General features: G+C 38.8%; 18 protein-coding genes. 10 read left to right on the forward strand and 8 right to left on the reverse strand.

Annotation, left to right across the window (positions count from 1 at the left end; all coding sequences use genetic code 11):
• From WC614_08345 to WC614_08390, 10 genes are all read left to right on the forward strand, one after another.
• On the forward strand, nucleotides 1–224 hold a 224-nt coding region (locus WC614_08345; GenBank protein ID MFA5033014.1), incomplete at its 5' end, for a T9SS type A sorting domain-containing protein.
• Between the two features lie 91 nt (nucleotides 225–315).
• A complete protein-coding gene (locus tag WC614_08350; GenBank protein MFA5033015.1) occupies nucleotides 316–1,773 on the forward strand; it encodes a hypothetical protein in 1,458 nt (485 codons plus the stop codon).
• A gap of 68 nt (nucleotides 1,774–1,841) precedes the next feature.
• Complete coding sequence (locus WC614_08355) at nucleotides 1,842–3,134, forward strand: YCF48-related protein (protein ID MFA5033016.1); 1,293 nt, start codon at nucleotides 1,842–1,844, stop codon at nucleotides 3,132–3,134.
• Between the two features lie 8 nt (nucleotides 3,135–3,142).
• A complete protein-coding gene (locus WC614_08360) occupies nucleotides 3,143–5,284 on the forward strand; it encodes a hypothetical protein (GenBank protein MFA5033017.1) in 2,142 nt (713 codons plus the stop codon).
• 65 nt (nucleotides 5,285–5,349) lie between these two features.
• A complete protein-coding gene (locus WC614_08365) occupies nucleotides 5,350–7,179 on the forward strand; it encodes a T9SS type A sorting domain-containing protein (GenBank protein ID MFA5033018.1) in 1,830 nt (609 codons plus the stop codon).
• 21 nt (nucleotides 7,180–7,200) lie between these two features.
• A complete protein-coding gene (locus WC614_08370; protein MFA5033019.1) occupies nucleotides 7,201–8,049 on the forward strand; it encodes a T9SS type A sorting domain-containing protein in 849 nt (282 codons plus the stop codon).
• 10 nt (nucleotides 8,050–8,059) lie between these two features.
• Complete coding sequence (locus WC614_08375) at nucleotides 8,060–9,868, forward strand: FG-GAP-like repeat-containing protein (protein MFA5033020.1); 1,809 nt, start codon at nucleotides 8,060–8,062, stop codon at nucleotides 9,866–9,868.
• A gap of 37 nt (nucleotides 9,869–9,905) precedes the next feature.
• Nucleotides 9,906–11,405: a PQQ-binding-like beta-propeller repeat protein gene (locus tag WC614_08380; GenBank protein ID MFA5033021.1), complete on the forward strand. Its 1,500-nt coding sequence runs from the start codon at nucleotides 9,906–9,908 to the stop codon at nucleotides 11,403–11,405.
• A 650-nt stretch (nucleotides 11,406–12,055) separates the two neighbouring features.
• Nucleotides 12,056–12,430 (forward strand): hypothetical protein, encoded by a 375-nt coding sequence (locus tag WC614_08385; protein ID MFA5033022.1) that lies wholly within the window; start codon nucleotides 12,056–12,058, stop codon nucleotides 12,428–12,430.
• The gene (locus WC614_08390; protein MFA5033023.1) at nucleotides 12,405–13,166 is read left to right on the forward strand and encodes a hypothetical protein; all 762 of its coding nucleotides are present in this window, start codon (nucleotides 12,405–12,407) and stop codon (nucleotides 13,164–13,166) included. Before WC614_08385 ends, WC614_08390 begins: the two co-directional genes overlap by 26 nt.
• A 383-nt stretch (nucleotides 13,167–13,549) precedes the next feature.
• Here the strand turns inward: WC614_08390 and WC614_08395 are convergent, their stop codons facing one another.
• From WC614_08395 to WC614_08430, 8 genes are all read right to left on the reverse strand, one after another.
• A complete protein-coding gene (locus tag WC614_08395) occupies nucleotides 13,550–13,705 on the reverse strand; it encodes a hypothetical protein (GenBank protein MFA5033024.1) in 156 nt (51 codons plus the stop codon).
• A complete protein-coding gene (locus WC614_08400) occupies nucleotides 13,702–15,441 on the reverse strand; it encodes an ABC transporter ATP-binding protein (protein MFA5033025.1) in 1,740 nt (579 codons plus the stop codon). The genes WC614_08395 and WC614_08400 overlap by 4 nt, the downstream gene beginning before the upstream one ends.
• Nucleotides 15,442–15,555: 114 nt before the next feature.
• Complete coding sequence (locus WC614_08405; protein MFA5033026.1) at nucleotides 15,556–17,322, reverse strand: hypothetical protein; 1,767 nt, start codon at nucleotides 17,320–17,322, stop codon at nucleotides 15,556–15,558.
• A gap of 45 nt (nucleotides 17,323–17,367) precedes the next feature.
• Nucleotides 17,368–17,796 carry a hypothetical protein gene (locus tag WC614_08410; protein ID MFA5033027.1) on the reverse strand — a complete coding sequence of 143 codons (429 nt, stop codon included), beginning with the start codon at nucleotides 17,794–17,796 and terminating at the stop codon, nucleotides 17,368–17,370.
• The gene (locus tag WC614_08415; GenBank protein ID MFA5033028.1) at nucleotides 17,796–18,719 is read right to left on the reverse strand and encodes a 6-bladed beta-propeller; all 924 of its coding nucleotides are present in this window, start codon (nucleotides 18,717–18,719) and stop codon (nucleotides 17,796–17,798) included. Before WC614_08415 ends, WC614_08410 begins: the two co-directional genes overlap by 1 nt.
• A gap of 365 nt (nucleotides 18,720–19,084) precedes the next feature.
• The gene (locus WC614_08420; GenBank protein ID MFA5033029.1) at nucleotides 19,085–21,127 is read right to left on the reverse strand and encodes a DUF5916 domain-containing protein; all 2,043 of its coding nucleotides are present in this window, start codon (nucleotides 21,125–21,127) and stop codon (nucleotides 19,085–19,087) included.
• A gap of 123 nt (nucleotides 21,128–21,250) precedes the next feature.
• Complete coding sequence (locus WC614_08425) at nucleotides 21,251–22,999, reverse strand: ABC transporter ATP-binding protein (protein MFA5033030.1); 1,749 nt, start codon at nucleotides 22,997–22,999, stop codon at nucleotides 21,251–21,253.
• 290 nt (nucleotides 23,000–23,289) lie between these two features.
• On the reverse strand, nucleotides 23,290–25,407 hold the full coding sequence (locus WC614_08430; protein MFA5033031.1) for a DUF5916 domain-containing protein: 2,118 nt from the start codon (nucleotides 25,405–25,407) through the stop codon (nucleotides 23,290–23,292).
• Nucleotides 25,408–25,453 lie beyond the last annotated feature (46 nt).

Here is a 25,453-nt window from a genome sequence, read left to right on the forward strand (position 1 = left end):
ACCCTAGTACCCTAATAACTATTTATGATTTAACAGGTAGACTTAAAGAGACCGTCTATTCCGGCACCCTAACCAAAGGCAATTATACCTTCACGCCCAACATCCACAAAAGCGGAATCTATTTCGTGAGACTTTCTACTATTTGTCATTCTGACACTGAACGTAGTGAAGGGGAAGAATCTAATATAATAACAGAAACAAAAAAACTTATTCTAGTAAAATAATATTTGTAGGGGCGACATAGAGTTTACCCCGCCTCGGCGGTGGGCGAGTCGCCCAATTTGTTAAAAACTTTTGATTTAGTAGAGGAGAAAGATGAAAAAATATTTAATTTTATTTATCATCCTTACAGCAACAAACTTGTTTGCATCTGCGCCGGATACTTTGTGGACAAGAACTTACGGCGGGACTGAGGGAGATGAAGGCTGGTCAGCTCAACAAACTTCTGACAGTGGTTTTATCATTACAGGGTATACAAACTCTTTCGGGGCAGGGAATGGAGACGTTTATCTCATTAAGACAAATTCTTCGGGTGATACCCTATGGACACGAACCTTTGGCGGAACTTCTTCTGACAATGCCCATTCGGTTCAACAGACTTTTGATAGTGGGTTTATCGTTGCAGGTTCTGAGGGAACCGGAGGCGTCTATCTCATTAAGACAAATTCTTCAGGCGACACACTATGGACTAAAACTTATGGCGGGAACGATATGAATTGGGGCAATTCAGTTCAACAAACTTCTGACAGTGGTTTTATCATTACAGGAGGGACTTTCTCTTTCGGGGTAGGCACACCAAATTATTCTAACGTCTATCTAATCAGGACAAATTTTTTAGGAAATACCATCTGGACTAAAACTTACGGTGGGCCTTACGGTGATTGTGGCACTTCAGTTCAACAGACTGCTGACGGCGGGTTTATTATTACAGGAACAACACTCTCGGTATACGGAGGAGTCTATCTCATTAAGACAAATTCTTCCGGAGATACAGTTTGGACAAAAACTTTCGGCGGAACTAGTACGGATTGTGGCTACTCTGTTCAACAGACTTTTGATAGCGGGTTTGTTGTTACAGGAACGACACACCCTTTTGGGGCAGGTGGAGGGGACGTTTATCTCGTTAAGACAAATTCTTTGGGCGATACCCTATGGACACGAACCTTTGGCGGGACTTCTTCTGATGTGGGCTATTCAGTTAGACAAACTCAAGATAGTGGATTTATAATCACAGGATATACAAGCTCTTTCGGGATAAGCGGGAACATCTATCTCATTAAAACAAATTCTTCAGGAGATACAGTTTGGACAAAAACTTTCGGTGGAACTACCTATGCTTTTGGACACTCGGTTCAACAGACTGCTGACGGCGGGTTTATTATTGCAGGAACGACAAACTCTTTTGGGGCAGGTGGAGGGGACGTTTATTTGATTAGACTGGGTAAAGAAACAGGAGTAGAAGAACCTTCCATTTTGGATCGGGGATTGGCAAATTTGGATTTAAAGATAGTAAAAGATAAAATTTCCCTCTCTCTTCCTAATAACTATTATCCTAATACCCTATTAACTATCTACGACTTAACAGGCAGACCAAAAGAGACTCTCTATTCCGGCACATTATCCAAAGGCGATTATACCTTTACGCCGAACATCCACAAAAGCGGAGTGTATTTTGTAAGACTAACGGCAGTTTGTCATTCTGACACTGAACGTAGTGAAGGGGAAGAATCTAATATAATAACAGAAACAAAGAAACTGATATTAGTAAAATAATAATGGGTAGCCGAGGCTTTTATGCCTCGGAAATTGAGCGACCTATGAATGGTGGTAATAGGATAATTATGAGAAAATATTGTCTGATTATTTTAGGATTACTTATGTTCACGAAAATGAGTTATGCTGTTAACAGTTGGATGCCGCAGTATACTTCAGAATATGTTGAAGACATAAGTTTCCCCGACTCGCTTCAAGGATGGGCAATAGAATTAAAAATGTCAGGTCCAATAGGAGGCAAAGTTTTTAATAATATACTTTTTACTAACGATGGAGGCAAGATATGGAACGTTAAAACGACAGCCATTACGTCAGAGCCTGAGCATTATATGAACTCAATCTGCTTTGCGAATTCTTCAGTGGGATTGTTAGGCGGATGGTGGAGAACTTTTGATACGGGATCCCCTTATCCCGGCTCAAGTTGGGCATTAGTATCTACAGGAAATGCTTTCGGCACATATGGTTTGACACAAGGCAATGCAGGCTCACATTATAATAACGGAGGCGTTGGAACTATAGAAACGGCAGCGGGTGAATTGTTCTGGAGTTGTGGTGAATCGGGTTTATCGGGAATTTCGGTTTATTTAAATGGAAAATATATGGGTTGGCAGCGCATAGGACCGATATGTTTTGTAGATGCTTCCTACGGATGGGTCTGTTGCGATTACAAGTTGTTTAAAACTACTACAGGAGTTGATGGTTTATCTCCTTTATATAATTTCTCAATGAATGATATAGATTTCGTAGATACCCTCCACGGATGGGCAGTTGGGAGCTCAGGAACAATATTATACACCGATAACGGCGGAGTTGATAGCGTATGGGACACATTATCAAGTGGAGTAACCAATAACTTAACCTGCGTAAAATTTGTTGATTCTTTGAATGGATGGGTAGGTGGAGAAGGAATCATCTTAAGAACCCGTGACGGTGGAAAAAACTGGGTGACGGAATATTCGGGCACTGTGTCTAAAATATGCGCTGTAGATACAATTTATGCATGGGCATTAAGCGGCGGGAATATACTGAAATATAACCCCGTTATCGGGATAGAAGAAAGTAAAGAGTTGAAAGTTCAGAGTACAGAGTTAAGAGTTATAAAAAATAAAATTTCCCTATCCGTCCCTAATAACTATTATCCTAATATACTATTAACTATTTATGATTTAAGTGGAAGACCGAAAGAGACTGTCTACAACGGCACACTATCCAAAGGCGATTATACCTTCACGCCGAACATCCACAAAAGCGGAATTTATTTTGTGAGGCTAACGGCAGTTTGTCATTCTGACACTGAACGAAGTGAAGGGGAAGAATCTAATATAATAACAATAACGAAGAAGTTGATTTTGGTGAAATAGGAGAGATTATGAAAAGATTTTTTGGAATGAGTATTTTAATGCTTGGATTTTGTACTACGGCAAATGCTCAATACCCGGGCTGGACCGTGTATAATGCAAACACTAATTGTGCTAATGTTATTGCCGGCGAAGGGAATAAACTATGGATTGGAACATACGGTGGACTGGTCTGTATGGACACTGCTACAGGTGGTGTGGAATTTTATAATCACGCAAACTCAAGCTTGCCGGATAATTTTGTTCGCTCAATAGCAATAGAGGACAGCATAAAATGGATTGGAACTTGTTATGGCTTAGCGAAGTTCGATGGAACTAACTGGACTGTTTATAATACGGGTAACTCTGGCTTGCCAAATAATTTTGTCCGTTCAATAGCAATAGAAGGCAACATAAAATGGATTGGCACCGGTGGTGGTGGTTTAGCGAAATTTGACGGCACTAACTGGACTGTGTATGACTCGCTTAATTCCGGCTTGCCGAATAAGGATGTTTCTTCATTAGCAATAGATGGGACTGGCGTAAAATGGATTGGAACTGATGGTGGCTTAGCAAAGTTTGACAACACCAACTGGACTGTATTTAATGTTGGGAATTCGGGCTTGCCGGATAATATGGTTTGGTCAATAGCAATAGAGGATAGCACAAAATGGATTGGTACTGACGGTGGTGGCGTAGCAAAGTTTGATAACACTAACTGGACTGTTTATAATACGGGGAATTCCGGCTTGCCGTTTAATGGGATTTTGTCATTAGCCGTAGATGCCACGACTGGCGTAAAATGGATTGGTACTTTTTGTGGCTTAGCAAAATTTGACGGAATTGCCTGGACTGTTTATAATACAGGGAACTCGGACTTGCCGGATAATTTGGTTTTGTCAATAGCAATAGATGCCACGACTGGCGCAAAATGGATCGGCACTTATTATGGCTTAGCAAAATTTGACGGCACTAACTGGATTGCATATGATGCAGGATTGTTTAATAGTGAAGTTTTTTCAATAGCCGTAGATGCCACGACTGGCGCAAAATGGATCGGAACTTATAGTGGTGGCTTAACAAAATTTGACGGGACTAACTGGACTGTTTATGACACGAGTAATTCCGTCTTGCCTAATAATTGTGTTTTGTCATTAGCAATAGAAAACGGCACAAAATGGATTGGTGGTTGGGGTGGCGTAGCAAAATTTGACGGCGTCAACTGGACCGTGTATGATACGAGCAATTCGAGCTTGCCGGGTGATACCATTTCTTCAATAGCAATAGAGACCGCGACTGGCACAAAATGGATTGGAACCGATGGTGGGTTGGCAAAATTTGACGGCACTAACTGGACCGTTTTTAATGTAGGGAATTCAGGTTTGCCGGATAATTTTGTTCGCTCAATAGCAATAGAGGACAGCATAAAATGGATTGGAACAAGTAACGGTGGTTTGGCAAAGTTTGACAACACTAACTGGACTGTGTATGACTCGATTAATTCGGACTTGCCTCATAATTGTGTTTGGTCAATAGCCGTAGATGCCGCGACTGGCGCAAAATGGATTGGAACGGGTGGCGGCTTAGCGAAGTTTGATAACACAAACTGGACTGTTTATAATACAAGTTCAGGGTTGCCGGATAATAACGTTCATTCAATAGCTCTGGAAGGCGGCACAAAATGGATTGGAACCGATGGCGGTTTGGCAAAGTTTGATAACACTAACTGGACTGTTTACGATATATGGAATTCAGGATTACCCAATATCGCCGTTACTTCAATAGCCCTGGAAGGCACCATAAAATGGATTGGCACTAGCGGCGGTGGCTTAGCTAGTTATTCCGAACAAGGAGTGGAAGAAGAACGACAGCCGTCAGCGAGTCCCCCTCAGGCGGATCAGTTGTCAGTTATAAAAAATAAGATTTATTTGTCCGTTCCTAATAACGAATACACGAATACACTATTAACTATTTACGACCTCTGTGGACGACCAAAAGAGACTCTCTATTCCGGTACACTAAGCAAAGGCGATTACACCTTCACGCCGAACATCCACAAAAGCGGAATTTATTTTGTGAGGCTAACGGCAGTTTGTCATTCTGACACTGAACGAAGTGAAGGGGAAGAATCTAATATAATAACAGAAACAAAGAAACTAATTCTAGTAAAATAAAGGGGAAATCAAAAACACTGATAAGTTAGACTCCCGCGGAGCGGGAAAAGTCCAACTAAGAAAAAATGATATATTTATTAATTATTTTTTGCGCATGGGAAAAACAAATACAAACCGATTGGATGGGCGGGCCGGGAACCTCCGGACCTGTAACTAATTGGAATGCACAATACTATGAAAAAGATAGTGTTAGTACTGCCAATAAAGGCCAGGTTTCATTAATAGCTACAAGTCTGGACTATACAAGTACGGGCTGGGTGAAACATGTTGTGGAAAACAATCCCGGGCTATTGCCACTCGAACAGGGGCTAATGCCTGCCGACATAAATGGCGATGGAATAAAAGATTTAGTTGCGCATTCTTGTGATGATGTTGTTTGGTATGAAAACTCGGGTTTGTATAATTTTACTAAAAAAGTTATAAGCAGCGCTAATCATGGGATGAGTGCAAGCGCATGCGTACATCCCTGTGACATAGATAAAGATGGAGACATAGACGTTTTGGTAGCTACCGATAGTGTCGGATTGGTATGGTTTAAAAATATGAACAAAGGGAAAGCATGGTCGTATAATATTCTGGATAATTCAATTGGTTATCATTGTGTATGGTCAGGAGATATGGACATTGACGGGGATATGGATATAATAGGCGTTGATAATAGCGGCGGAGAATTCTTTGGTGATATTTACCTTTTCCGGAATAATGGTTCGCAGGTTTTTAATAAGGAACTTGTTAAAGACTTCTCGACAAATGATGGCTATAGGGTTTATGTCGATGACTTTAATAACGATGGATATCCGGATATATATTGTGGTTGTTGGTATGTATATGTTTTTCTTAATAATGGTACAGGAATTTTTACACAATCTTTTTGTACTGATAGTATGGGAACGATTGACGGAACTTGGGCATCAGATATAGATATGGATGGCGATAAAGATATAATATGTAATTCCTATTATGATACATGGGGAATACTTAATAATGGTACCGGGAATAACTTTGAGGTTAGAAAATTAATGACTGGTTCCGGTGATTATGGGGATGTGCTTACAGCAGGCGATATAGACTTAGACGGTTTCCCCGATATAGCAGAATCTCTTTATAGAATCGGATGGTTTCGTCAGGATCCAAACAACCCTATGACATTTATAACTTATAATATTGATAGCGTAACTTATGGTTATGGTTCTTCTCATTGGTTATACATAGCTTCCTTAAACGATAAATGTATTCCGAGTATGGACATATTAGTAAGCAACGGGACGGAGCATATAGTTTACGAAAACAAGATGATTAAAAGATTCGCAAAAGTGGGAACTCTTACTTCATCAATACTTGAGCTATCAGACACACTCAAGCAACTTAAATATTTTGGATGGAATGCCTGCGTGCCCGGAGATTCAACTCTTGCTTTCTGGTGCAGGGCGGATAGTTCAAGCAGTGGAATAAACAGTCAGGGATGGACCGGGCCTTATTATGCGACAAACAATATTGACAGCGTAGCAGTCTCGCCCGCATTCTGTGTTCGTTATTTCCAGTATAAAGTAGAGTTTGCATCTCAAGATACGCCAATAGACATTCCGGTGTTATACGAAGTATCGGTAAGTTATGATACCTGCAGCGGTGGATACGTGGAAGAAACAAAAACAGCTACAAAACTATCATTAGAAATAATCGGGAATAAAATTATGCTGTCCCCGGGCAAAAGGATTGATGATGCAGAACTTTGTATATATAACATTGCGGGAGAATTTGTGCAAACTCTTTATAAAGGAGAACTGGAAGATAAAACATATACTTTTACTCCCGAACTAAAAAGAAAAGGCGTTTATCTTGTAACGTGCAAATGTGACGGGAATACAAAAACGGTAAAGTTTGTTAAAGTGAAATGATGAAATAAAGTAGGAGGCAAGATGAAAAAATATTTGATTTTATTTATTGTTGTTACGGGAACAAACTTATTTGCGGATGAGATGATAGTTAATGGCGGTTTTGATATGTCGCCGTGGGATACGGGATGGACAAACACAGTAGAACATATTGGAGGGGTAAAGCAATGCGATACGACATATTGTTCATCCTCAAGAAGTTGTTTTATATCTGTAGTGGGATATATACCTTCCGGTCCATACTCTAAAGTAACTATGTCCCAAACTATAAAGCCGACAACGTCCTGCACGTGTACGGTTATGCTTAAATATAGAGAAATAATAGACTATTCGACGTTTATCCGCTATATATCTATTTCTGTTACCATAAATGGTAAAGACACCACGATACATGAAATACCAAGAAACTATGGCGGTGAAATCGGGGAAAATATGGTATGGACTCAATTCCGAAGAGGTTATACGGACAAGGATACTATAACCCGAATTAAATTTTTGGTATACGTAGAGTCTCCTACTAGCTCATCATATATGAACAAAGTGTATCTTTGGATAGACGATGTTTCCATAGCAGGCGCTCCAGTTGTGGGTATAGAAGAACCTTCACAGGGTAGCTTGAAGCCTCCGCTTCAAGCTCTTGATTTTAAAATTATAAAAAATAAAATTTCCCTCTCTCTTCCTAATGACTATTATCCTAATATACTATTAACTATTTATGATTTAAGTGGAAGACCAAAAGAGACCGTCTATTCCGGCACACTATCCAAAGGCGATTACACCTTCACGCCGAGTATTAAAAAAAGCGGTGTGTACTTTGTGAGACTGAGTACTAATGATTTTACAGAAACGAAAAAACTTGTTCTAATAAAATAACGGTAAGAATATGCACAACATTATATTATTTGTCTTGCTTGTCATAAAAACCCAGACGGATTGGGGTAGCGGCCCCGGCACTCTAGGTCCCGTTAATAACTGGAAACACGCTTTCTCCCAACAGAATAACATAACCTGCAATATCCACGGACAACTATCCCCCGTCGCAACATCAACAAATCCTACAGCATGGATTAAACATACAATAGACCAGCAGAATACTTATATTGACGGGTCAAATGCTTTAACTTGCGGCGATTTTGATAACGATAACGATAATGATATTGTAGGAGTGAGGAAAGATTCTCTTGTATTTTATGAAAATAAAACAGACACGTTTGTTAAAAAAAGTTTGTTCCCTTTGTCGGTTGGATGGGGCGCTTCCGTTAATGATATAAACAATGATGGAAGGTTAGATGTCGTGGTTTCTCAACAAAACATCGGAATAAGTTGGTTTGAAAATTTAGGTGGTTTTAATTTTTCTCAACATACAATATCAACGGGTGCTTCTGTTGGCGGGCTTTCTTGCGAAACAGGAGACATAAATAATGATGGCACAATTGATATCGTTACTACAGGATTCCCACATTCAACTGGATCAATTGGGATTTGGGCAAATAATGGAAGCGGTGGTTTTACAAATGCACAAACTATATCGAAAAGTTCATGGAGAGTAAAATTAGATGATTTAGACAATGATGGCGATTTAGACCTTATTAGTGCAAATTATCCGGAAGGGACATGGATTTACTTAAATAACGGAACCGCCCATTTTGATTCTGTTGCTTTTATAAACAGTAATGGGGTTGATGGTGTGTGGAGCAGGGATTTTGACAATGACGGTGATGTGGATATAATAACGGGAGAATTCGGGAATTCAGGACAAAATTTTATTCATTGGTGGGAAAATGACGGCACAGGAATTAATTATACGTCACATATAGTATATAGCGGCTCATCCTGGCGATATGGAGACGGATGTTTTACCGAAGATATTGATATGGATGGCAAAACGGATGTTGTTTCCGGATTTACCCAATTGGCTTTTTTTAAGCAAAATAATATTAATAATTTTACTGAAAATTATATATGCGGTGTGTTTTCGGATACCCATTGGATGATACCTCTTTCCAAAGGAAAATGTTTCCCCTGCGTAGATATCCTTTTTTCTTGTACGGGGTATTTCTTGTGGTACGAAAATAATATGATTAACCAATTCGCGGACTCCTCTTATCTCGAGTCTTCTATCCTCAATTCTACCTGTGACGCAAATTGGCTTAAATTCGGATATACCGTTTGTTCACCCTTTGACAGCTCTCTGATGTTTCAATTCAGAAGCGGAAATACCGTTGCCGAAATTACAGGCAACAACTGGAGCGCGCCTCTATGCGTTAGCTCCGGGACCGAAAAAGATTCCGTCAGCCTCGCCCCTTACATCACAAGCAGGGATTCCTTGTTCCAATACCGCGTAAATTTGTTTGGCAGGAATAAAGACGCTGGCGTGCTTTATGAAGTATGGACAGAATTCGAATGCGGCGGCGCAATAGAAGAAAAAAACACACCATTAAAAGTTGACCCCGGAAAAGCTTTGAAAATCATAAATGATAAAATATGTTACTCACTCACTCGCGAAAGTGATGTGTCTTTAAAAATATACGGGATAGACGGGAGACTGGTAAAATCCTTTGTATTACGCAAATCCTCCCCGGGCGAACATTCTATGAATGTGCCTCGTCTGAATAAAGGAATTTATTTTGTTCTCCTGACAACAGAAGGCAAAACCACAACCGCAAAATTCGTAATTGCCGGAAATAAATAGTAAATGAAGGCAATGAAAGAACTTTAATAAGGATGAAATGTTAACCATTTTTCTTATCTGTCTTTTCAACTTGCCCGGCGAATGGCTCAAATTCCACCACGACCTCCAGAACACCGGTTTTCAATCTGAACTCAAAGGATGCTTAACTACTGACTCCGTCAGAATCAAATGGGAAACTTCTAATATTGGATTCTCTAAATTTGTAATTGTAGATATAAATAATGACAGTACCCCTGAAATAATTTCCGGTAACTTAGACTGCAACGTATATACCTTCAACGGGGAAAACGGTTCAATAATATGGAGCTATACAACGGGAGGACCTATATGGTCTACCCCCGCAATTGCAGATTTGGATAACGACACTGCCCTCGAAGTAGTCGTTGGCTCCTACGATAGTCAAGTTTATGCCATCAACGGCGAAGATGGCTCTCTCCTCTGGAGCTACCCGACAAACGGTTTCTTGCACTCTTCCCCCGCGATTGCCGATTTGGATAACGACGCTAAACCCGAAGTCATTATTGCTTCTATGGATAATAACATTTACGCCCTCAACGGCGAAGACGGCTCTTTGCTCTGGACCGATACGACCGGAGGAAGCATTTATTCTTCCCCCGCGATTGCCGATTTGGATAACGATACTAAACCCGAAATAGTTGTTGGCTCTAATGATAACAACCTTTATGCCCTTAACGGTGAAGACGGTTCTGTGCTCTGGAGCTATCCAACGGCGAATTCCGTTTACTCTTCTCCCGCGATTGCAAATTTGGATAACGATACGACGCTTGAAGTAGTTTTTGGCTCATACGATAATAATCTTTACACCCTAAACGGCGAAGACGGATCTCTATTATGGAGCGATACGACAGGAGGTTGCATAAGCGTTTCCCCGGCAATTGCAGATTTGGATAACGATACTAAACCTGAAATAGTTTTTGGTTCGGATGATAATAAACTTTACACTGTCAATGGCGAAGATGGCTCAATCCTCTGGAGTTATACGACAGGAGATGCCGTAGAGTCTTCGCCTGCAATCGCAGATGTGGATGGCGATAACAAACCTGAAATCGTATTCGCCTCTAACGATACAATAATATATGGACTCAACGATGACGGAACTCTTTTATGGAGTTTTAGCAATAATTCTGCCGGAGACAGCGACCCCTCAATCGGAGACGTAGACGGGGATGGCTTGTTAGAAGTGGTAATCGGGGGAACGGGTTACTTAAAAGTTCTGGACGGAGAATGTATAGCCGCAGTTCAGGAAAAAACTGATTCCAAAGAAACGCTTAAACTATACGCGCAATTCTCTAACCATAAAATACTTTTCAAATATTCCATACCAAAGAAATCCGACGTATGTTTACGAATATATAACACTGCAGGTGAACTCGTTAAAACTCTTCTTAGCACAAATAACGTCCCCGGCGAATACAAGACAGAATGGACACCGACAGGATTTTCCTCCGGCATATACCTTGCAAGACTCTCCGCCTGCGGAACAAACTGCGCGTCAAAAATAGTAATTGTGAAGTGAGGAAGTTAGTAACAATCCCCTTCTCCCAGTCTCATACAAGTCTCTTCCAATCCCTGTTTCAATTCTTTCTGTCTTCCGTTTCTGTTTCTGATCTTCTGGTATCCTGATAACCTGATACCCCCACCTGTGGAAGATGGAACATCCCGCTCTGTCGAAGATCTCGCCGTGGGCGGAGCGGCGACTGAGCGTAGGGAAGAATCTAATATAATAACAGAGACAAAAAAACTGATTCTAGTGAAATAGTAATAACTGTAAGAAATGTAAAAACTGTAATAGATAGTAACAGAGAAACTGATATTGGTAAAATGAAAGGGTGAACTCTAAGTAGTTCATCCCTTATTCTAATAAAATAATATTTGTAGGGGGCTCTCTCTCCGTTGGTAGTCGCAGGACTTTAGCCTGCGTATCTCTCTCTCCGTTGGTAGTCGCAGGACTTTAGCAAAAATGTAGGCACAATTTCAAATTGTGCTCCGTCTTTTTTTGTTGAAATATTGTAGGGGCGAACTCTCTCTCCGTTGGTAGTCGCAGGACTTTAGCCTGCGCATCTCTCTCTCCGTTGGTAGTCGCAGAACTTTAGCCTGCGCTAAAGGGTGGCAAACAAAATTTCCTTGACTTTCCCAAACTCTAAATTATTTATAAAAACGAATACTATGAACAAAAAACTCTTAATCTGTTTATTCTTTTTAGCCGTCCTTTTGGGATGTCAACCTATGCCCTATCATCCCAAGACAGGTAAGATTTCCCTCTTATTTGTTAACAACTTAAACGAAGAAGTTCTCGTAAAAAGTAAAGATGGCGAGATAGGTTTCTTCGGCGTATTCATTCAACCCCAACAGGAATATCGCTGGGAATGGGCTGATAGTATAGACCTCCATAACCACAATGATACAACTTTTTTCCAAACCACCTTTGATTTTTTCAAAGAAGGACAGGCACACGACTTTACCGAGTATATAAGTTCTTATACTTTCAGTGTCGATGTGTTTGATAGCCTTAATTATGCTGATACTTGTTATATTAATTAATATTGCCTTGCAGGACATCGAAGAAGAAGCGCCTGTTTATTCTTATAAGGTTTTTACTTATGCGGATTTCTCTTGTTTTTATTTGCCTTCAATATCACAGGGATGGAAGGGAGAAGTATTCCCTTCCGACATTCCGGTAAATTGTCCAAGGAAAAATATCGCGATTTCTATTGGACTTGAAATGAAAGAGTGTGACGTAAAACCGATAATTTATGACTTGTCTTTTTCCATAGGAAGAGACATCGGGGGAGGAAGAAAAAAAATGTCCGACATTTACGGATATCACGCATTTAGTGAAGTAAAAACCGATGTTTTATTTCTCGGCGGCAGCGGAGCAGTCTTATTCCCCTTCGGAAGTATAAGTAGAAACGACGAAAAAAGATATTGCGCAGGGTTTCATTTTTTATTCGGAGTCGGAACACAAGGAGAAACTTCCTTAAATGTAAAAGTGCTTAAGAATGATACCGAAGTTTCAATATATGAGAATAAAGGATTGCTTGGTTTTTTGGGGGTAGGCGCCTCGGTCGGTGGAAACACGCCTTGGGGTAGGGCTTTGTTGAATGTGGGAGCTACGTTTTTATCAGGTAAATCCATAAATGTTTATAATGAGCCTATAAACGGCACATCGGAATTAGACATGCATGCTTTAGGCGGTTATTATTTCGGGTTAAGTTTCAATAAGACTTTATCACACTGCTTTGATTGGCATTATCAATCCTCTGCATCCAAAAATTAAAACTCTTTAACCGGAATATCCTGATATACTCTTTATTCCTACCCACCCATCAAATTTCCTTGATTTTTTTGTTCCACAATTAGTATTCTTTACATACTAAAAGTAAATTAAAATGGAAAACAATATGTTTAAGTTTTTCGTGCCCTTCTTCCGTTTTTATTTTTGCTTGAGTTTACTCTGAGCTCGTCGAAGGGTGTTGGGTTTTTATCTTCTATCCCGTTAATCCTGTCTATTTTTTTTGTTGTCTCTGGACTTTGTTCCGTCAGGAAGATTATACGAAGCCCTTGAGTCCGCCAGAGGCGGACGATTAGGGATTAGTATCCCGTAGCGAAGCGTTGGATAGAAGCCCTTCCCGCTCCGCGGGAGTCCAAGTTATCTCCGCCTCAGGCGAATCTTTTGCGTATATTTAAAACTTTTTCGAGAAAGTCTGTCTGGGCAACTGTCACGGGAGGGGATTCTCTTCGCCCGTTTTCATACCTGAGCGCATAAAGTTCCTTCCACCATTCTTTTGAATGTTTCTCTTTTTTTACAAGAATCATACAATTTCCTTTAATTCAGGGACATTTTTTTGATACGTTTGAAATAAATTCCGGTATAAAGTATTTGATTGTATTAATTCTTTGTGAGTCCCGAACGTAATAACTTCACCCTTATCAAAAAGTATAATTTTATCCGCCAAAAGCATCGTTTCTTTTGAATGACTTATAACTATCGTTATCCTGTTATCTTTGCCATCTATTAAAACATTGTGTATCTCTTTTATGTTGTTTGCATCAAGCCCTGCCGTAGCCTCATCTAATAGCAATACGTCTGGTTTTTTTAGAAAAGCTCTTGCTATTGCCAGTCTCTGTTTCTGTCCACCACTAAGATTCCCTCCGCTTTCATTGAGTTTATGGTTTAACCCATCTTCTAATTGATTAATGAATCCCATTGCCTGAGCTCTTTTTAAAACAGCCTCGATTTCTTCGTCAGTTGAATTTAACTTGCCCATAGAAATGTTCTCTTTTATCGTTGCTAAAAATAAAAAGGGCGCCTGTTGCACTATTGCTATTTTATTACGATACGAATCTAAGGATATTAAATTGATATTAATATCGTTTGCACTTATCTCTCCTTTTTCTGGCATATATACTCGCTGTAGTAATTTAAATATAGTCGTTTTGCCTGCCCCGCTTTCCCCTACTAATGCTATGATTTCGCCTCTCTTTGCGCTGAAAGAAACGTTTTTAATGCCAAAATTATCCTTTTCAGAATATGAAAAATAAACTTCTTTGAAGTTGAGCGTTTTTATATGTTCAATATCAACGCCTTCTTTCTTTTCTTGCTCTATAGAGAACAATTCTTGAACTCTTTTTATACAACTTTTCCCGGTTTGAAGAGATATATTAAGATTTGTTAACCCGGATGTTGAAGTAAATACTTGCGTCATAAGCATATTAAACGCAAAAAAACTTCCAAAAGTAAGCTCTCCTTTAATTATCAAGTATCCACCCAACCATATTAATATAACCTTGCCCAGAGTTGAACTTAGTTGGCCAAGTACAGACGGCTTGCAAGAATAGATGAACCGTTCAATTGCAACATTAAACAACTCTTTTAATTTTTTTGCATACCTGTTTATAATTTCTTTTTCTGCCCCTAAATATTTTATTTCCAAACGCCCGGAAATGATTTCATTCAAGTAAAAAGTATTATTTGCTTTTTTTTCTAGCATCTTTACCGTTCTCTGGTTCATCCCGCTATTAAATACTTTTAGAGAAATGGCAAAAACCGGGAGTATACTAAAAAATACTAAAGATAATGTAAGATTGAATTTTGCAATAATTATTACACTAACTATAAGCGTAATCGTATCTTTTGTTAAATTTAACATGTCGTCTATAAAAAAAGTGTTGACCCCTTCCAAATCCCCCTCTATCCGACCGGTGAGATAGCCTGCCCCTTTCTGAGATAGTTTGTCCCATTTTGAATTAATAATTTGTTCCAATAATATTGATTTTAAGTAATTTCCAAAGCCATATTTTAGGTGATTTGCTAAGTAGGCATTAAAAATACCGGCACCTATCAGACTAACTTGGGCAATCAATATCACAATAGCCCATTTCATTAGAAAGATATAATTTTTTAAAGGTAGCACAACATCAAGAATATGTTTTATCAGCAGTGGGATCGCAATGACTAAAGCAATTTTCAATATATTTCCAAAGACAATGAGTAATGATGGCAAAAAAGCAACACAAAAAAAATACTTGCTTGCTAATTTTCTTATCTTCATATTTTGTCTTTACTTACATTATTTTTTATTTGTGCTTTCGCGTTAGTCCGCCTAAGTCGGATTACCCCGCTGTGTCGAAGATCCCGCTGTGGCGGTGGACGGGGTGGCAAATTCTTATGTGTATGTCCAAAACTTCTTTTTTATCTCTTTCTTCCACAACCGCTCAAACTTGCTCGTTGATATTCCGATTACTTTTCTAAACGCTGTTTCAAAATTTCCCGTCTCCCCCAAAACAATTAATAATTTGTTCACTCTCTCTTTCCCCCAGTTTTCAAATAGAAATTCTATGGCAGAATAAACCGATAGTTCAAAACCAATGTCTTGTCTTTCTTCCTCACGTTTGGGCAATTTGAGTCTCTCGGGTGGAATGAAAGAAAGAAAGTTGCCCCATTCAAGCACGATAAATTCCTTCTGCTTTCCTACATATCTTGGCAGCCCTTCATGAAACCATAAAGGGGGATACTGGGAGAGTGTTTTATATTTTCCAATTGATTGTGCAAATAAATGTGTTAATTCATGCGCTACCAGAGCAGAAATATCCTTGGAGGGTTCCACGGGAGTGTTTATAAATATTTCCCCGTTCTGTATTGTTCCCTTATTACTAATTCCGATTTTCTCTACAAATTTTTCATTGTTGAGAAAGTTTACCGTAATCTTTTCATTTTCATCCGGGAAATAAGAAAGCCCATCGCATACTTTTTTATATTCATCTTCAATGGTATTTGTAATCTTGTCTACAAGAAGACTAAATTCTTTGCTATATCTAATTTTGAAATGCATCGTAAACAACGAATCTATCCCTGTTACTTTTGTTTCCCCTCCGGCAATATGCTTTGTCCATTCGGCTTCAATTTCTTCTAATCTTTCTCCCGTGATTTTTTCGAGTTCCTCTGCCGCATTTTCAGGCGTGCATTCTCTTACAAAATCTTTAATTTTCTCTTCCCCTAATTTTTTCATCAAAAAACCAAACAGAGAAACACAATGCGCATTTGGTAGAAGATAGGAGTCGTTACTTATAAAAGTATTATATCCGGAGGCAAAAAAAGTTTTCTTAAAAGAAGGCTGTCGGGGAAGTCTTGTAATCCAGAAATCATAAGAATAACCGGCATATTCTTGTCCTTTTTTAGAATACATATAAATTCCATATTTTACAAAAATCGGTTTATCCATCAACAAGGAAGCAATATAAGTAATGCTGTCACAAGGAAAAGTCGAAAAGACTTTTTGATACATTGCAACTGCGTGCTTTTGGGAGAACTTATTCCGAAAACCAAGAACATCATTCAATTCCTTTTCATCCCTACACAAGTAATAATCTACCTTTTTGCCAAACAAATCCTGTTTGGACAAAAACTGCGAAATTACAAGAAAATAGTTGTCCATAGCTTTTACTGCTTCCCCTGCTTTTGCGCTGTCGGATGAAGACGAAAAATGACATACGGTATAGGTCCCTTCTACTTTTTCCCAGTCTTTGCAAAGCACATTATAAGGGAAAACAATTTTCATTTTCCCATCCTGTTTTTCGAGATAAAAATATCTTTGCGAAGCATATACGGGATGTTTGCTGTCCACAAATACTAAAACTCTGTAGAGATTATTATTATAGTTTTCAACTTTTAACACTTTGATTGTAGCATCAGCCATATTTTTTTTAATGTCCTCATAATTCTCCGAAAATTGAACTTTATCTTCCGTGCCAACGTACTCTTCTGCCACTTTCTTATTATCTTCTTGTATTGCGTTAATATAGGAATTAACGACTACGGTAGCATCTCTCCTGTCACACGAAGCACAAAAACATAAAACCAAAATCCCCAAATACATTACCTTTTTAATTTGTCGGAACAGTTTTCCCAACCCACCCATTTTTGTTTTTTTCATATAATCTCTCAAGAAGTTATGCTTTTCATTTTGTTGTTTTGTATATTACTTCTCATTAATTATCTTTTCCATCTCTTTTTGAAATTCGGAAATCGGTTCTTTATAAGACGCTTTTAACAGAATTTCCCCTTCCCGGTTTACAAAAATTTTCACAGGCGTCTCCTCGAACCCAAGTTGTTTCTTTGCCGATAAGTCCTTATCAAACAAAACAAGAAAATTGATTTTGGCATTCCTGACCCAGTCCACTAATTCTCTTTCGCTCACGTGATAAGCAATCCCAATTACCCGGATGTTTTCGTCTTTGGCAATCTCCGGCCAGACCCACCGTTCTGCAATGCAAGGCAAACTATCAAGTAGCGAAAAATAAATAAACAATGTATGTCTTTTTTCTTTCAGTAGTTCCGAAACGTTTCTTTCTTTTCCCGTTAAATCAGGTAGCGAAAAAAACGGAATGCAAGATTCTTTGTTTTCCATTATATATTCATACAATACTTCACAATAAAATACTTCTGCGAATCTTCTGATTTTTCTTCCCTGAGAAAATATACAAACCCATTTTCATCCGCGCAAAGTAATTTGTCATTCGTCTTAAAATTGCCAACGAATTTCCCAGCTATAGTCCAAACGTCTATTACATATTTTTCTTTAATTTCTTCTACCAAATCATTCATATTCAATTCCAAAAAAATCAGTTTGTCTTTTGGAGAGGTGCATATTTTTATTACTTGTGTCCAGGAGTGCGCCCATTTTTCGTATTTGCCTTCCATACAATTCCCGGGATGTTTCATTTTAGGTGGAACGAAATATTCGGGCTCTTCTCCGAAAGTTCTTGTTAACTTTCCTTCTAAGCTATATTCCCAAATCTTATAGTCCCCTATTTGAACGACAAATAAACTATCCTTATATAAATCAAAAAACACTCCCATTATGTCAAAATCTATAGAAGTTGCGCTTTTTGGGCAGAATGAATATAGGAATTCTCCTCTTAAGGAAAGAACTTGAACATAAGTATTTGTAGCGGGATTTGATGCTCCCACGAATAAGAGTTCCTTTGCAACCCTTATTGTAAATGGTTGTGTATGGTATTCCGTAAAGATAAAAGAATTGGTGAGTTCCCCGTCAGAACTAAAAGCGCTCAGCCTTCTTACAGCGTGGTCGGTTACATAAAAATTCCCTTTCTCATCTTTTGTTATTGCGTTTGGCAGTTGAAACTCTCCGGGCTTCAAACCTTCTTTCCCTATAGTTTTAATTAGTTTTCCGTCTTTGCTAAATATCAAAAATTGTTTCCCGCGCATATCCGCTATCCCAAATCTTTCTTGCGAATCTACTGCCATATCCGTTAAAAATAGCTGTTGGGTTTCTAAAAAAATAATTTCTTTCAAGCTAAACATTTCCATAATTACTTACCAAATATAACTAATTTTTTCATTTGTCAAAGAATATGTAGTTCTTTTTCTATCTCTTTAAATCTCTTTAAATCTCTTCAAGTCCCTGTTAAAACTCTTTCCGTTTTTCGTGTCCTTCTTTTGTTTTTATTTTTGTCTTTCGTGGTAGACTTTTCCGTTCTCCATTTTTTCGTTTACCCTGAGCTTTTTGTTGTCTGTTTACCTGCCTTTAGGCCTGCCCGCCGTTCAGACTATTTATTGGAGTTACTTGATAGGAGGGCATGGCCCGCCGTTCAGACTATTTATTTGTTCCTGCCTGTTTACCTGCCGACAGGCATGGCCCGCCGTTCTGTTTGGAGGGTGCGTCCTCTTTCAGTCTACCAGAAAAACAAATACCTTACTTTCGTTACCGCTATCCTATCCGTCATATCCATTTCGTCCCCGGTATTATCTATCGTCTGATTGAACGCTAAATACAACCACGATTTCGGTCTGAAGTTATACGAAAACAACGCATTGAACTGATGTATATGACTATCCGTATTCGGCTCCGCGTATACCCTCAAATGCATATCTTTTGTTAAAGCATACTGAACGGTCGGCCGCAAAACCGATGATATTTCTACACTGTCCCCTTTCGGAGTCCATTCAAAAGTATTAGTTAACTCAATTGAAAGACTTAACGAAGAACTTACCGTCCAGCTTGAACCAAAAGTATTCGTTCCCATATCCGCGAAATACATTTTTCTGTAGTTAAACCCATTTGTGTAGTACCAGATATTATCCCAAAACGAAATTGGTTTCGAATAATCGTTCCAAAAATTTATAGTCGTCTGCGAATATTCAAACCACTTATCAAGCTCATAACTTTTCCCTCTGTAAAGGCTTACACTCCCTCCCCAGTTATTCTTAAATTGCGGAGAAAACCAACCCATCATCCAGTATCCCCAATCGGGGTCACCTGCTTCTTTTTTCTGCCCCCCGCCCAATCCGACATCAAGCGTATTAAACACGCCTATGTTAACAAACCTTGGACCTGCGCCCAGAGCATACATCTTTCGCCCTTTCCACGGCGCATAACCGATTTTCTCAACGTCAAAACTCTTATCGTAGTTATCGCATTCACCTGTTATAATAAATTTCGGAGCATACCAATCCAACTTCATATATTCCGCATACCCGCTGTCCGATTTCGCAACTTCCGAAGCAAGCTGCAGTTCACGCGTCCTGAACGTTCCGTCTATGCCGAACGCCCTCTGGTTGTTCGGACTCCCGCTGTCTCCGTTTACTCCCGAATACATAAACCCTATGTCCGAATTTTCCAGAACCCCCATCTTTATCCTTCCGGCAGAGTAAAGCCCTTTAGGCTCAAGCAAAACGCTGTCCTCCACTACGCTGTCCGTATATGCAGATAATACCCCGAAATCAACTCTCCCCGCTGAACCCGTATATTTTGCGCCCCCGATTATCGGCACTTCATAACCCGTATAGTCTAATTTCTTCCCTATCCTTCGTGAATAAAAAAGATTTATAGGTGTGTTAAACACTTCCTGTTTTTCCAAAAAGAATGGTCTTCTTTCTTCGAAAAAAGTCTCGTACTTGGAGAGGCTAATCGTATAGGGATCGGCCTCTATTTGCGCAAAATCGGGATAAGCGGTTATGGAAAGTTGTGACGATGTAAATCCCCACCCAATGTCCAATCCCGCTTGCGGACGAATTAAAGTATCGTCGTAACTTGACTCGTATCTTAAAAGCCCAACGGGATAAACTTCAAGATTAAGCCCTTGTTTCCCGGGCTGGATTCCTTTTAATGTGTTACACTGGGAGACTCTCATCCCCTCCGATTGTTTCGTTAACACCCAGCTTACGTCCTCGTGTTTGCGATAAATAGTCCGGAAAAAATTAACTCCCCATTCGTCAAGCCCCTGCTTAAATCTTAGCGTCTTGAACGGTATTTTCATTTCCACGTTATACCCGTATTCCGTTACCTTTACTTCCGAATACCATACTCCATCCCATGAATTATCCTTAATTCTTCCGTCCTGGGAAATCTTCATATCCGCCTGCACACCACTCGCGCCCACGCAAAATTCGTAAGCAGTATTTTTATCCCCGAAAGTATCCAGTATTATCCATACGTGGTCTCCCGCCCACTCATCCCTGGGAGTTGTCAAAACGCTTACCTTTCCGGGCTCCGAATCAAAACACTTAAAAGCTACATACAGATTTTTATCGTCGTAACACGTATAAACTTTTGTGGATTCCGTCGCCGCTTTTCCTTCATCAGGACTCCACTGCACGAAACTATCAGCCGAAACGCCTTCCTCCCAAACCTTTTCTATGTTCCCGTCTATAACCGGCGGTGTATTTACTTTTGATATGTTTACGCTAAGAATACTAAAAAAAAGTAATGGTATCATATTGTTTTAATTATAAAAAAGTCCTTAAATTATTTTTAAACAGATTAACACTTCTTGTTTTTGCTCTAAATATATTTTTCACGATTTTTCTAACAACTTTTATTATTAACTGTTTATTCATTGTTATGGAATTTCTTTTCCCAAAAACTGTTCGTTGTATAATTGTTTATACGCAGGGCAATTTTCATAAAGTTCGGAGTGGTTGCCGATACCTGCAATCTTATGTCCGTATAAAACAATTATCTTATCGGCATTCCGAATGGTTGATAACCTATGCGCTATTATAAACGTAGTCCGGTTTTTCATTAAAGGAGTTAAAGCTTCCTGTATAAGCCTTTCGGATTCGGAGTCCAGACTTGACGTTGCTTCATCAAGAATTAAAATTTTGGGATTTCTTAAAATCGCTCTTGCTATGGAAATTCTTTGTCGCTGTCCCCCGGATAAAGTTACGCCGCGCTCGCCGACTTTTGCTTCATACCCGTCAGGCATTTCTTTTATAAATTCTTCGCAATACGCAAGCCTTGCCGCATTCTCTATATCCCCATCTTTTGCGTTGGGATTGCCAAATCGTATATTCTCTTTAAGTGTATCTGAAAACAAGAAAGTGTCCTGCGCTACTATACTGATTTGTTTCCTTAAACTTTTTAATTTTGCATCTTTTATATCTTCCCCGTCTATCAGTATCTTCCCTTTTTGCAACTCATAAAATCTCGGTATAAGCGAAACAAGTGTCGTTTTCCCGACTCCACTTCTTCCGACGACGGCAACCGTTTCGTTTGACTCCGCCCTGAAAGAAATATTCTCAAAAACAGGTTCTTTATCGTCATAAGAAAAACTGACATTATCAAATACTACTACGCCTTTTGTTATCTTTATATCTTTTTCGCCATCTTTTTCCGGGGCAATGTCCATTATTTCAAATATTCGTTCGCAGGCAGCAAGTGAACGCTGAATACCAATGCTAAGATTAAAAAGTCCCTGTGCGGGACCAAATAAGTAATTAATAAATGAATTAAATGCAATAAGTCCGCCTATAGTAAGATTCCCTTTCATTATCTCGGCGCATCCATACCAAATCAGAATAATTGGTCCTGCAGAAGAAATAATGGCTGAAGACAGTGATGCGACGGTAGCGGTTATGTCAAGTCGTATCTCCTTTCTTATCGCTTCCTTTAGGCTTTTGAGCTGTTTTATGGTAACCCTTTTCTCCCCGGTAAAAGCTTTTACTACGGAGACTGCCGAGAGTAGTTCTTGCAAATCTTTCTGGACTTTAGCATATTTCTCGCGGACTACATAACTCATATTTCGGATTCTGTCATTAAATATCCAGAGCGAGAATAGATAAAAAGGGAGTATCCCAAAACAGATACAGGCAAGTTTGGGATGAATGTATAAAGTGCAGATAATTCCTGCGATAAAAGTAAGAATATTCTGGGTAAAAGAAACAAGTGTATCTGCAAGTAACCCCTGGACTGAATCAACATCACCTGAGACTCTGGACATAAGATATCCCGTATCCTGTTTATGGAAGAAAGATAATGAGAGTTTCTGGAGATGCTCAAACAATTTAATCCTGATATCAAAAAGTACTCTACCTCTGAAAGTAGTAAGAAGAACTGATTCTACGAATATAGACACTGCCTTGATGAGTAAAACTCCGACAAGAACAAACCCTATAATATTCAAGAGTCTGAATGATTTAAGAACCACTACTTTATCAATAAGGTATTTAGTGAGGAAAGGCATAGGGAGTTGCAACCCTACCGCAAGCAACATAAAAAAGAATGCTATTACCCCTTTTTTCCAATAGGGTTTGAGGAATTTCAAGAACCTACGAATAATCTTGAAAGTAGATTTTTCTTGTTCAGACATAAGTCAATAATATGAGAAATAATAACTCGGTCAATTTAATTATAAAAAAGAATTAAAAAATATATTACCAAACATTTCCTTGCTTTTGTCATTCTGATCCGCCTCCATGTCCGCCTTTTGTTTTGGCGGAAGGCGGAGAAGAATCTCGTTTTTTCTTTCCGTCTTTTGTTAATGATATAATCCTGTTAATCTGCGAAAATCTCTGCCTGTGATAGGTAGGTGCGTCCTAAAATTTTCTGTTTAGTGTACTTTAGTGTTTTTGCGCCTTTGTGGCAAATTATTTCTAATCCTTACCAGAAGAACAAATACCTGACTTTCATAACAGCAATCCTATTCGTCATATCCATTTTGTCTTTGGTATAATCCACCGCCTGATTAAAAGCAAGATACAGCCACGATTTCGGTCTGAAGTTATAAGAAAGAAGCGCGTTAAACTGGTGGATATGGGTATCTGTATTTGGTTCTGTATATATTCTTAAGTGTATATCCTTTGTAATTGCATATTGTATAATTGGTCTTAGCACCCAGGATACTGCTTCTATACCTCTGTTTGGCTTCCATTCTAAAGTATTTGATGCATCGAGTGTTATTGATAAAGGCGGAGATACTTTATACTCAACAGAAAAATTATTTTGAGATATAGGTGCAAAATAGTCTCTACGATAATTATACTCACAACTGTTATACAAGCCATCACAGGAAATTACAATTGGCTTAGAATGGTCAGTCCAAATTGAAAGCGTTGGCGTATAATAATCATACAATGTATTCGTTTCGTAGTCTTTGCCTGTAATAAAACTTATAGAAAATCCACAATTATTGTTAAAATCAAACGAGTTCCACGCTCCTATCCAATGACCACTTTCAGGTTCGCCTATCTCTTTTCTGTTTCCTGCCTGCACTCCTGTTGTTAATCTACGAAAAATGCTTTTATTAAACCATTGTGGACCAATATTGAGAGAATATTTTGTTACCCCCTTCCACGGAGCAAATCCAAGTTGCTCAATACTAAATTCTTTATCATATTTTTCATATTTACCTTCGGCTGTAAAGTTCCTTGCATACCAACTAAAACCTGTAATCCCTGCATTTCCGCTATCTGAGTGTGCAAATTGAGACTGAACTTGCAATTCTGTAGTCCTAAATGTGGCATCAACTCCGGCTACGGTTTGCGTATAGTTACTTCTTGTTTCGGTATAAAATGCACCTACTTCTGAGTTTTTAAGCACTCCTAATTTTACTCTACCAACCGAATATAGGCTTTTAGGTTCGTTTAAAATACTATCTGTATATGCAGAGAGAAAGCCCAAATTAAGTCTTCCTAATGTCGCAGTATATTTTGCCCCGCCTATAATCGGGACTTCTTCGCCTGTATCTAATTTTTTGCCTATCCTTCGGGAATAAAAAAGTTTTATCGGAGTGTTAAATATTTCTTGACTTTCTATAAAAAATGGCCTTTTTTCCTCAAAATAGGTTTCATATTTAGAGAGGTTAAGTGTATAAGGGTCGGCTTCTATTTGGGCAAAATCAGGATAAGTAGTAAAAGAGAGTTGCGAAGAGGGAAAACACCAATTAAAATCTAACCCTACTTGAGGATTGATAGAATTAGAGTCATATCTTGTAATCCCAACAGGATAAAGCTCAAGATGTAATCCCTGTTTTCCGGGATTTAGTCCTTTAAGTATTCCGCATCTTGATACTCGTGTACCTTCTGATTGATGCTGTGGAAACCAGCAGTCATACTCATTTTTGTGAGAGATAAATCGGAAAAAATTGCCTCCCCATTCCGAAAATCCGGCTTTGAATCGTATAGTTTTAAACGGTATTTTCATCTCTACATTATAACCATAATCTGTTATTTTAGCGGCAGAATACCAAACTCCATCATAAGAAGGATCCCATATTCTACCTTCCCAAGAGAGTCTGTCATCAGTTTGCACTCCTGTCGCATTCACTCCAAATTCGTAAGCAGTAGTTTTATCACCAAAAGTATCCAACATAATCCAGACATTATCACCGTTATCTGAAAAACAATCTCTCGAAACTAGCCTAGCATTCAACTTTAAAGGATCAGCATCAAAACACTTAAAAGCTACATAAATATTTTCATTGGATTGAAGCAGGTAAACAGTAGTTTTCTCAGTTGCGGCAGTACCTTCTATTGGTACGTATTGAATAAAGTCCACAATAGAATCCCCTTTCGACCAAAGACTTTCAATAACCCCATCGATCTTGGGAGAAATGTCCGTAAAGGGTACACAACAAACTTTTGCGGATGTAACATCTGCTACAACAAAGGAGAGAAAAATTAGTAATCTCCAATTGTAAATATTTGTTAGACAGGTTTTAAAAAGAGGTAAAGTTTTAAAGGTAGTCACTAAAATTTTATGGTTATAAAACGAATTCACAAATTTATCAAACTTTTGTTTGCCGGAAAGCCGCTTATTATCATAT

The sequence above is a fragment of the bacterium genome (genome assembly GCA_041649255.1).
GTDB lineage: Bacteria > Hydrothermota > UBA3073 > JACQXS01 > JAQTXJ01 > JAQTXJ01.